The 10,575-nt window shown below is 33.2% G+C and carries 6 protein-coding genes; 1 reads left to right on the forward strand and 5 read right to left on the reverse strand.

The window, feature by feature from the left end; translation table 11 throughout:
- The 5 genes from QO182_RS05385 to QO182_RS05405 all read right to left on the reverse strand — a co-directional run bounded on the left by QO182_RS05385 (position 1) and on the right by QO182_RS05405 (position 9,081).
- On the reverse strand, positions 1-1,659 hold the full coding sequence (locus QO182_RS05385) for a peptidase domain-containing ABC transporter (protein ID WP_371560334.1): 1,659 nt from the start codon (positions 1,657-1,659) through the stop codon (positions 1-3).
- A gap of 3 nt (positions 1,660-1,662) precedes the next feature.
- Positions 1,663-2,340 (reverse strand): TetR/AcrR family transcriptional regulator, encoded by a 678-nt coding sequence (locus QO182_RS05390; protein WP_371535827.1) that lies wholly within the window; start codon positions 2,338-2,340, stop codon positions 1,663-1,665.
- Positions 2,341-2,468: 128 nt separating this feature from the next.
- Positions 2,469-3,986 (reverse strand): 2,3-bisphosphoglycerate-independent phosphoglycerate mutase, encoded by a 1,518-nt coding sequence (gpmI, locus tag QO182_RS05395; RefSeq protein ID WP_371535828.1) that lies wholly within the window; start codon positions 3,984-3,986, stop codon positions 2,469-2,471.
- A gap of 140 nt (positions 3,987-4,126) precedes the next feature.
- Positions 4,127-6,544, reverse strand: a complete 2,418-nt coding sequence (locus QO182_RS05400) for a DUF5916 domain-containing protein (protein WP_371560337.1) — start codon at positions 6,542-6,544, stop codon at positions 4,127-4,129.
- A 140-nt stretch (positions 6,545-6,684) separates the two neighbouring features.
- Positions 6,685-9,081, reverse strand: coding sequence for a DUF5916 domain-containing protein (locus tag QO182_RS05405; protein ID WP_371560339.1), 2,397 nt, complete (start codon positions 9,079-9,081; stop codon positions 6,685-6,687).
- A gap of 190 nt (positions 9,082-9,271) precedes the next feature.
- Here QO182_RS05405 and QO182_RS05410 point away from each other — a divergent pair, with 190 nt between their 5' ends.
- Positions 9,272-9,994, forward strand: coding sequence for a murein L,D-transpeptidase catalytic domain family protein (locus QO182_RS05410; protein ID WP_371535836.1), 723 nt, complete (start codon positions 9,272-9,274; stop codon positions 9,992-9,994).
- Positions 9,995-10,575: the final 581 nt, after the last annotated feature.

Below are 10,575 nucleotides of genomic sequence, written 5' to 3' on the forward strand. Positions count from 1 at the left end.
CTATTTTTTAGTATCTAAAAGGACTTTACCACCTTGCATCGTAATGTTACGGTTGCATTTAGTATTCCAATACGGATTTTTGGATGAAACAATTATGGTCCAGTTGTTCTTATCAGATGTTATGAAATCAATGATTTCATTAGCGACGTTCTCGTCCATTGCATCTGTCGGATCTTCGTAAAAGAGAATTTTTGGTTTGTGTATAATACTCCTTGCTAAAAGTATTTTTTGAGCATTTGACGAAGACAATTGTCGGCCTTCAGGAAATACTTTAGTATTTAACCCTTCGGGCAACGTTTTAATCAAGGAAGTTAACTGGACACCATCTATGGCCCATTTTAAATCTTCTTGACTTACATTTTTATCGTTAAAAGCAATATTCTCAATTATTGTTCCTTCAAAGGGTGTTTCTCCTTTAATAATACTTCCTATTTGAGAACGATATTGTTTCAAATCAATTTTCTGAAAGGTATCGTCATTTATAAAAAAGGAACCAGATGTAGGTTGCATTAAACCGGATAACACACGCATTAAAGTTGTTTTGCCTGATTCATTTTCTCCATCAAGGAATATTTTTTCACCTTGCTCGATTTTTAATGAAATTGCCTTAAGGATCGTCTGTTTTGAATCTGGAAAATTAAATCGCAAGTTGTCTGTTTCGAGGATGATTTCCGTGAAGCAATTCAAAATGTCACTTTTTGATTCTTCTTCTAAATCCATGTCGGTGATTTGTCCAATTTTTTCGACAGAAGTTAAAACATCATAAAAAGTTTCTAGTCCAATAATTATTTTTTCGACGGAGTTTATAACTAATAAAATAATGATTTCAGCAGCAACAAATTGTCCAATATTCATTTGCTGGCTGAGTACTAAATAGCCACCAACCGATAATAAGCCTGCAGTAATAATAATTTTGAAAAAGATTAACTGAGTAAATTGTCTCTTGATGACGTTAAAATGATTTTCCCTATAATTCAAATAAGTAGCGACTAGTTCGTCATTTTTTTCTAATGCATACGCGAAGTTGAGTTCGTTTCTAAAACTATAGTTGTTACGTGCTATTTCTTGAAGCCAACTTGCTACTTTGTATTTATATTTGGATTCCTTTAGGCTAGTTTCTAAGCCAGGATGGTAGGAAAATTTAAAAATGAAATACAAAAGGAAAAATAAAAGCAGTCCGAATATAATAAAAAACGGATGGTACAAGGATAAAAGGATTATTCCGAAAACAATTTGTAGTAATGCTGCCGAAAAATCTAACAATAATTTTGAAGTCCCTTTTTGAATGGTTAAGGTGTCAAAAAAGCGGTTAGCTAATTCAGGTGGGTAATTGCCATATAATTCTTCAAATTTTATTTTGGGTAATCGTGCCGCAAACTCAAATGAAGAACGAACAAATATTTTTTGTTGTAGATTTTCAGTAATTCTCAATTGCATTAATGAAAGCAGGCCTACTAAAGCCACTCCAAAAACAACAAGAATAACCAGTACGATCCATGATACACTGACTCTTCCTGATTGAATAAAATTTATAATTGCTTGAATTCCTAGGGGTAATGATAAACTTACTAGTCCCGCAATTATAGCATAGAAGAATAATTGGGAGACATCTTTCTTATCGAGTTCTAATAAGTTATAAAGTCGTTTTAAAGGAGTCATGGTCTATTTGTTTGTTAGTAAAGTTGAAAGAAGGTTAATATAGAAATCAGTTGGACTAATTTCATCATTGCAATTCGTAATCGTTTTCAAATGATCTCTTAAAAAATGCTGATGAAGTGCTCCTTCAATTATGGAGGAAGCAAGACTTCTGGCGTATAGATATTTAGGATTTACTTCATTAATTATTTCAACTAATCGATTAATTACTCTTTTGTAAATTAAAAAAAAACCTTCTTTGTTTTCTTCATCAACCTCCTTGGTATGGAGTGTTTTTGTGAATTCAGCTATGATTATTTTATTTAAAACTGATTCGTTGATGTGTTCTGTAGCCAAGTCATCTTCAATTTTCTCTGTTACTACAGTAATCGCTTTTTTTAGTTTTTCAAATGAGTCGTCAATGTTACTCGTGGCAAAAAATAGCTTGTACTCAATCCAACTCCAATACCATGAAGAAAGATACAACAGTAATTTATGTTTGTTTTCAAAGTAGCGATAGATTGAACTTTCGTTAGAGTTGATTTTTGCACCTAATTTTTTGAAAGTAAAATTATCAAAACCTATATCTTCAATTAAAAGGATGCTTTCTTTTATGATTTTTTTTCCTAGTGCTGAGGTTTCAGGATCTTTGACGTAGATTTTTTCATTGATCTGAATTTTAATAGTAGAAAATATCGCTTTCATATTTAAATGTAATTTATGCAAAGCTAATAGTAATACTATTAAAAACAAATATTTTTCTGTTTTTTATTAAAAAAATAAAGGCTATTCAATTTGAATAGCCTTTAGAAAGAGGTTGCTATAAGGATGTCTTAAAGCAAAGAATGCTGAGTCATCACTGCGGGCTTTTCGATTCCCATTAAATCTAAAATAGTTGGAGCTATATCACCTAGAACCCCATTGTGAATTTCTTTCAATTCTTTGTCCACTAAAATAATAGGGACAGGATTTGTGGTATGTGCTGTATTTGGACTTCCATCAGGATTAATCATCGTTTCACAGTTTCCATGATCTGCTATTACAATCGTGGTATAATCATGGGCTAATGCCGTTGTGATTACTTTTTCGACACACTTGTCAACTGCTTCACATGCTTTTATCGCTGCGTCCATCATTCCAGTATGACCTACCATGTCACCATTGGCAAAATTAAGGCATACAAAATCAACATCTCCTTTTTCAAGTTCTGGAACTAAGGCATCAGTTAATTCAAATGCGCTCATCTCTGGTTGCAAATCGTAAGTAGCGACTTTTGGAGAGTTTTTCAAAATTCTTTTTTCACCTCTAAATGGAATTTCTCTACCACCTGAGAAGAAAAAAGTAACGTGAGGATATTTCTCTGTTTCAGCAATTCTAATTTGGCTTTTATTGGCTTTTTCTAAAACCTCGCCTAAGGTTTCTGTTATGTTGTCTTTATTATAAACAACTTTTACATTATTATAAGATTCATCATAATTAGTCAGAGTTACATAATACAAATTCAATTTGTGCATGTTCTCTTCATGAAGATCTTGTTGAGAAAGAGCTTCTGTCAATTCTCTTCCTCTGTCAGTTCTGAAATTGAAGAAAATAACAACATCATCATCTTCAATAGTCGCTAGTGGTTTGTCATTTACATCAGTCATTACAATGGGATGGATGAATTCATCTGTTACATTGTTTTCATAACTTTCTTCGATACTCGCCACTGCGTTTTGTGAAGGATTTCCTTGACCGTTTACCAATAAGTCATAGGCTAATTTTACTCTTTCCCAGCGCTTATCACGATCCATTGCGTAATATCTACCAATTATGGAAGCTATTTTTACAGAAGTGTTTGCGATATAATTTTCAAGATCCTGAATGTATTTTTTTCCAGATTTCGGGTCAACGTCACGACCATCAGTGAAAGCATGAACAAAAACCTCTTTTAATCCATAATCTTGGGTTGCATCAATCAGGCCTCTTAAATGGGAGGTATGAGAATGAACTCCTCCATCTGAAACTAATCCTAAAAAATGTACTTTTTTATGATTGTCTTTGGCATATTGAAAGGCATCTTTAAGTACTTGCTCTTTCGCTAGTGTTTTATTAGCTACAGCCAAATTTATTTTTGCTAAATCCTGATAAACTATTCGTCCTGCACCAAGATTCATGTGTCCTACTTCACTATTTCCCATTTGTCCTTCAGGTAAACCTACATTTAAACCGTCGGTTCTAAGCTGGGCGCTTGGGTAGTTTTTATAAAGACTATTTATAAATGGAATGCTGGCATTGTCGATTGCAGATACTTTAGGGTCAGGGGATTTTCCCCAACCATCTAATATCATAAGAATTACTTTTTTATTCATTATAATTAATTTTAAACAAAGATAAAGTATTTCTAAAATCTTAGAAGGGAACGAAATCACTATTATGCATTCGGGAAAGAACGTGCCCAAATAATGTTAATTTTGTTACGGAATGCGTCTTTTTTTAAAATTAACGCACCTTAGATTTTGTTTTTTAAGCTATTATAATCAATGAAATATTTTACACTTATAGAAAAGGTATGATTCAAGGCATCGTTGTTTAATAAATTTGTGATATTTTTCCGGAAGTCTTTATTGATTTCTCTATCAAAATCAGCAGCGTTATTTCTATACAAAACAGAAACTTGGCTTCCAGGAGCAAACCACCAAGAATAAGAAAGATCAAAATTCCAGGAGTAGAAACTAGAGTCTTTATTGGTATTGTAATTTTGATAATCCTCTAGTCTGCCATCTTGTTTTAGATATAGGAAATTCTTATTCTCGGCATAAGACCAATATTGGCGCACAGCCACATTAAAATTCATTTTGCTACTTATGGAGTATTTTCCAGAAAGACTATTGCCATAGGTAATCACATTTCTATTGGCAAAAATAATAGTCTCCGGAGTGGAGTTATTTGTATCTCCATCTACGCTGTCAACATAGCCTTTATTGTTGTTTTTTCTCAAGAATTCAAAATTATAAACTAACGAGAACTTGTCGTTAAAACGGTACCTTGGACCTAATGTGAATTCATAAGTTCTTCTTTTGGTTTCATTAAAAACAGAATAGCTAGGATTGAAATCAAATGCAAATTTATTATTGTAGTTTGTAGAGATGTAAAGCCAGGCATCATAACTTTCAGGCAGAATTACATACCTGTTCTCTGCTCTTGCTTCATAAAAATCATAGGATTCAACAGGAGCTATGTTAACACCAAATCCTACGTAGTGATTTTTTTTAGTGTCAAGGTTTAGATTGACATTAATGTTGTTTCCTTGAATTTTCCCGGTTTCCTTATGAAATTGGGTGTACATATTATAGTTTATCCTAAAAGTGTTAAACAGTTTTGTGGGGTTTAAAATTCTGTAATTAACGTTCCCGTAAACACTATAGTAGTTTGTTTCAAAGTTGATTCCCAAATCATTATTATCGAAATCCTTTGTGACTAAATCAGCTCCAACACTATATCTGTACTGGCCGCTGGTTTCACTAAAATTTAGAGAGGTGTAAACTCCTTTTTTATCCACGATGTCATTTACATAACTGTATTTAAAGTTTCCTGAAAGATTATAAGTGTTCTTCATCGTGTTTAGATCCCAAACTAAAGCTGATACATTTGCATCACGAAAACTACCGTTTCTAGTGACATTGGTGTTGATAAAGGAAACGGCAGAGTTTTTGCGAAAGCGTTGGTCTAATACAAGTACGTTATAATTTGATAGAGGTTCTACTTCTTGTCTTCTTGTTTCTTGCGTGTCTGTATTTTCAATTTTGGCAAATGTTCTTTTTGTTACTGCATTTAAAATTCCTATACCCAGTCCGTCTTTTGTTCGGCCCGATACTTTCAAAGCATTGATTAAATCTACACCAGCAGGGTTATCAATAACCGTCTCATTTTCTGCAGTTGTTGGGTGAGTACTGGGTCTGCCTCCAATTCTTCTGGAATAGACTAAATCTCCTTTGCTAAATAAGTCGGTACCTTCTGTAAAAAACGGTCTGTTTTCGTTAAATTGCTGTTCAAATGGACCTAGATTTAATATCTGATCATCATATTTGGTTTGGCCAAAATCAGGAATCAGTATAGCGTCAAGTGTAAACGCATCGTTAATGCCATACTTTATGTCTAGGCCTCCTTTTAAGGTCCCCACCGTTTTTTGATGTCCGTTACCATTAACGTAAAAGGAGGAGTAGGGTAAAAGAAATAAACGGGTAGGGGGTTTAATATTTTCGATACCTTCAAGAATTCCGTTTTGTTGCGTCGAGTTTGCGATTTTTGAGTCGATGAAATTCCAGGTGTATTTTTGACGGTCTCTTTTTACTTCTCTAAAAAAGTTAAGTCCCCAAGTTTGTTTTTGTTCTCCAGAAAAGCGTAGCGCAGCATAAGGAATTCTCATTTCAACGACCCAGCCAAAGTCAGTAATAAGCGCTTTGCTTTTCCATATTGCGTCCCATGAGTAGTCTTCCCCGTTAGTATTAGTCGTAATGCAATCAGCCTGCCCATCGGCAGCGTTGACAAAAAATTGAAAATCTTGCTGTCCGTCATTAAAAGCGTTTATAAAGACGCCAAAAAGATCTGAAACTCCAAAACTGTCTCGTTGGGAAATCTCTTTCCTGATTTTATCTGGTTCGTCATCATATAATAATGCGGCAACATAAATAGCATCATTATCATAAAGCACTTTTACAATTGTTTTTTTATTTTCTGCAATTGGTTTGCCGTTATCAGGCTGGAACATGATGAAATCTGTAGCTTCTGGAGTAGATTGCCAGATGCTTTCGTCCAGTTTCCCGTCAATAGTTATGTTATCAGTTGTGAATTTAGTTTGTAATATTTTTTTTTGGCTGTAGCCAAAGGAATAGGTCAAAATAAATAATATCAAAAAAAGGTACTTCATAAAACAATCTATAGATGAAACGAAATTAATCTAGAGCCATTTTTTATAAGTTTAGTATATTAGAAAAAAACAGAAATTAAAAAGGCTTCAGATAATAGACAAGTTTCAAAACGGATTGTTACACTTTTGTTGTAGAAATTTTAAAATTTATGTTTTATTCGATTGTAATCAATGAAATAACGAACACTTACAGATAGTATATTGGTCATGTTGCTATCAAAAACAGTTTTAAGATTTCTGTTTAATCTCTTTTCAACAGTACTACTTCCTTCTTGAGCGTAGTTACGGTATAAGATGGATAATTCACTTCCCGGTGCAAACCACCAAGAGTAAGAAAAATCAAGATTCCAAGAGTTGAAATTTCTATTTCTATTTAGGATGTACGTACTGTTTTCGGATAAGCTTCCATTGTCTTGTAAAGTATAGAAGTCTTTGTTTTCTGAGTATGACCAGTAGTAACGAGCAGTTAGATTAAGTGTCATCTTGTTGTTGATGGAATACTTACCAGTCAAGTCGTTTTGTAAAACTTCTCTATTCCTTTTACCAATTATAATATCAGAGTTTTCAAAACCAACCCAGCCCAAGTCATTTATTTTGTGTGTATAATCTGCTACAAGATAAATTGAAAACTTGTCGTTAACTCTATACTTTGGCCCAATTGCTATTCCGTAAATATATCTTCCTTCTTGGTCGTACTTTGTGAAACTTTGAGTAAAATCAAAAGTAAAAGCGTTGTTGCGATTAAATTCTACGCCTAAATACTCGCCTATGCTTTTTGGTAAATGTAAATAACGACCATCAACTCTAGGTTCATAAAAGTCATATGCTTCAAATGGCTTAATGTCTAACCCAAATTCATAATAGTGATTGCGCTTTGTAGTTGCTTTAATTGTTGGTTTGTATAAACCTTCTTGAAGTTTTCCAGTAGTGTTGTCGTACGTCACACTAAACTCATTAAAAAACTTGAAGGTGTTGAAACTTTTTGTGGGATTTAATATTCTGTAACTTATATTGCTGTATAGATTGTAGAAATTAGTGTAATAATTAATTCCTAGGTCATTGTTGTCGTAACTTTTTGAAGTATATCTCCCTGAGAAGGAATATCGGTACTGTCCGCTTGTTTTAGCAAAATTTAGAGATGATTTAAATCCATTGTAATCTTCGATGGTATTGATGGTGCTGTATTTAAAATCACCATATAAGTTATAAGAATTTGCTTTGGTACTTAAGTCAAATAATAAAGCAGAAACATTTGCATCTCTAAAACTTCCATTGCGTGTTGTATTAGTATTAACAAATGAAACAGACGAATTTTGATTAAAACGCTGGTCTAATACTATGACGTTATAATTAGTCAGTGGTTCAATTACTTCTTTTCGCTTTTGTTCAGTGGCGGTATTTTCGATTGTTGCGTATGTTTTTTCTGTAACAGCATTGAGGAAACCTATACCTAAGCCTTTCTCTGTTCTTCCAGATACTTTTACGGCATTTATTAAATCTACAGAGCTGGAGTAGTTTGTAACTTCTTCGTTTGCTGCTACATTTGGATAGGAGCTTGGTTCTCCACCAATTCTTCGTGAATAAAATATATTTCCAATGTTGAATAAGTTAGTTCCTTCCGTAAAAAAAGGTCGGTTTTCTTCTAGTTGTTGTTCGAAAGGTTCCAGATTTAGTATGGCATTGTCAAATTTAGTCTGACCAAAGTCAGGTATTAAAATGGCATCTAACGTAAAAGAGTCGTTGATACCATATTTGATGTCAAGCCCAGCTTTAAAAGTTCTGTCGGCTGTAAAATCATCCTCCTGATAATAAGCGGAGACATAAGGGATAAAGAAAAGTCGGATAGGAGGTTTAATATTTTCGATTCCCTCGAGCGTTCCTGCTTGAGTAATCACGGCTCCAATTTTAGTATCGACGCGATTCCACGTGTATTTTTGGACATCGCGTTTTATTTCACGCATAAAGTTCAGTCCCCAAGTTTGTTTTGGTGTATTAGTAAAGCGTAAAGCGGCATAAGGGATTTTCATTTCAACGACCCATCCAAAATCGGTGATAGTCGCTTTGCTTTCCCAGATAGCATCCCAAGAAAAATCTTCACTTGCTTCTGTAGCTAAACAATCCATTTGAACATTCGCTGCACTGACATAGAATTTAAAATCTTGCTGCCCATCATTAAAGCCATTTATAGAAACAGAAAAGTGATCTGATACACCAAATACATCCCGATTTGTTATTTCTTTCTGAATTTTATTAGGTTCGTTATCGTATAAAATTGCCGAAATATAAATCGCTTCGTTGTCATATAAAACCTTTACTTCAGTCTTCTTATTCTCACTGATAGGTTTGCCGTTGTCAGGCTCAAACATAATGAAATCAGTAGCGATGTTTGTGTCTGTTATCCATGCCTGTTCATTAGATTTTCCGTCAATAAGTATGGTTTCAGTAGTGGCTTTTGCAAAAAGAGTCTTTTTCTGACAATATGTGTTTAAGCTAAATAAAATGAAAAAAAGTATAATAAAAGAATAGAACTTTGGCATGAATTATGATTTGGTTAAAACAAAAGTAATGAAATTAACATAACTATCAAGTTCTGTGATATATTTTTAAATGTCAGAATAGTACTTAAAAATGGTTAAAGATTCCTTAAATAAAAGTTTTGGTTGTCTTGCTTAATTAATTTTAATACTTTTGTAATCCTTAATCTATCATTTAACACAATTAAAATCAATGATTTATAAAATATTCCCTGCTCTGTTTCTAATGGTCGTTTCTATTTCTGCCAGTAATTTATTTTTCTCTGAGGTTAAAACTGAAAAGAAGACAGAAATTGCTAAAGTTAGATACGTTACTTCCGAAAGTACTGAAGAAGTTGTTTACAACAGCTTAAACTCGAACCAATTTGCTTTACCAAAATTAAAAAGTTTTACAGAAGCCCTTAAAGGGTTCTACTTATTAAAAGAAAAAGGATTAGTTAGTAAGAACATACTAACCCTTATTGATTTTAGTATGTCGTCTAACTCTAAAAGACTTTGGGTAATTGATCTTACGACTAATACAATTTTATACAACTCTTTAGTTGCTCATGGAAGAAATACCGGAGATGAATTTGCTACTAGCTTTTCAAATTCAGCTCAATCTTTCAAAAGTAGTCTGGGATTCTATGCCACAGGTGAAATATATAGTGGTAAGCACGGAAAATCACTTAGATTGGATGGCTTAGAAAAAGGAATTAACAATAATGCAAGAGAAAGAGCGGTTGTTATTCATGGTGCAGATTACGTTTCTAATTCTTTTATACATAATAACAAGCGGCTAGGAAGAAGTTTGGGTTGTCCTGCGCTACCAATGAATCTATCCAGCGAGATAATACAAACGATAAAAGATAAATCGTGTTTGTTTATTTATTACCCATCAGACAGTTATAAAATAGCTTCTAAGTTGGTTTCGTAAATTTATTAAGATTGAAAAAAAGACGCCGTTTGTAGTTTTACAAACGGCGTCTTTTTTTTGTGCGAGAATTTGGCTAGAGTCGCTATTAACTCCCTGTGTTTTTTAAATAGATAGCTTGCTGTAAAATAAGCTTTCCTTGATTGCTTTTTTAGACAAGTCGATGTCTTTTCTAGTACTTTATATATTTATTGGAATTTCTTTTTCTTGCTAAAACGACTATTATTCGAGTCTGGGGTTCGATGTTTTGTTCAATTAATATGTGGGATGTAATGTAAAATGAGAGGGTACCACTTAACTTTTTGTTTGATACCAAGTCAAAAACAGAGTTCGTTTCTATATTATCAGCATTAAATAGAGGGCTAATGGTGATTATGCCAAGTAAGGGGACAGCTTATTGGGTTAAACAGCTCGTTCTAAATGGTACTTTTATAAGAATACGCATAGTGTTGAGAAAAAATAAAATTTGTAACATTTTAATTTTAAAACGGTTATAATTAAAGTGTGTTTTTTTTGTGAAATTTTCATCAAAAAACTTGTTTCAAAGCTAACTTATTATCTATATTTGCACCACAGTAATGCGA

The sequence above is a fragment of the Flavobacterium sp. Arc2 genome, from assembly GCF_041431385.1.
GTDB lineage: Bacteria > Bacteroidota > Bacteroidia > Flavobacteriales > Flavobacteriaceae > Flavobacterium.

Bases quoted from the DNA above. Each gene is read 5' to 3' on its own strand.
- QO182_RS05390 (WP_371535827.1), bottom strand. From the start codon at position 2,340: ATGAAAGCGATATTTTCTACTATTAAAATTCAGATCAATGAAAAAATC.
- QO182_RS05385 (WP_371560334.1), bottom strand. From the start codon at position 1,659: ATGACTCCTTTAAAACGACTTTATAACTTATTAGAACTCGATAAGAAA.
- QO182_RS05410 (WP_371535836.1), top strand. From the start codon at position 9,272: ATGATTTATAAAATATTCCCTGCTCTGTTTCTAATGGTCGTTTCTATT.
- gpmI (WP_371535828.1), bottom strand. From the start codon at position 3,986: ATGAATAAAAAAGTAATTCTTATGATATTAGATGGTTGGGGAAAATCC.
- QO182_RS05405 (WP_371560339.1), bottom strand. From the start codon at position 9,081: ATGCCAAAGTTCTATTCTTTTATTATACTTTTTTTCATTTTATTTAGC.
- QO182_RS05400 (WP_371560337.1), bottom strand. From the start codon at position 6,544: ATGAAGTACCTTTTTTTGATATTATTTATTTTGACCTATTCCTTTGGC.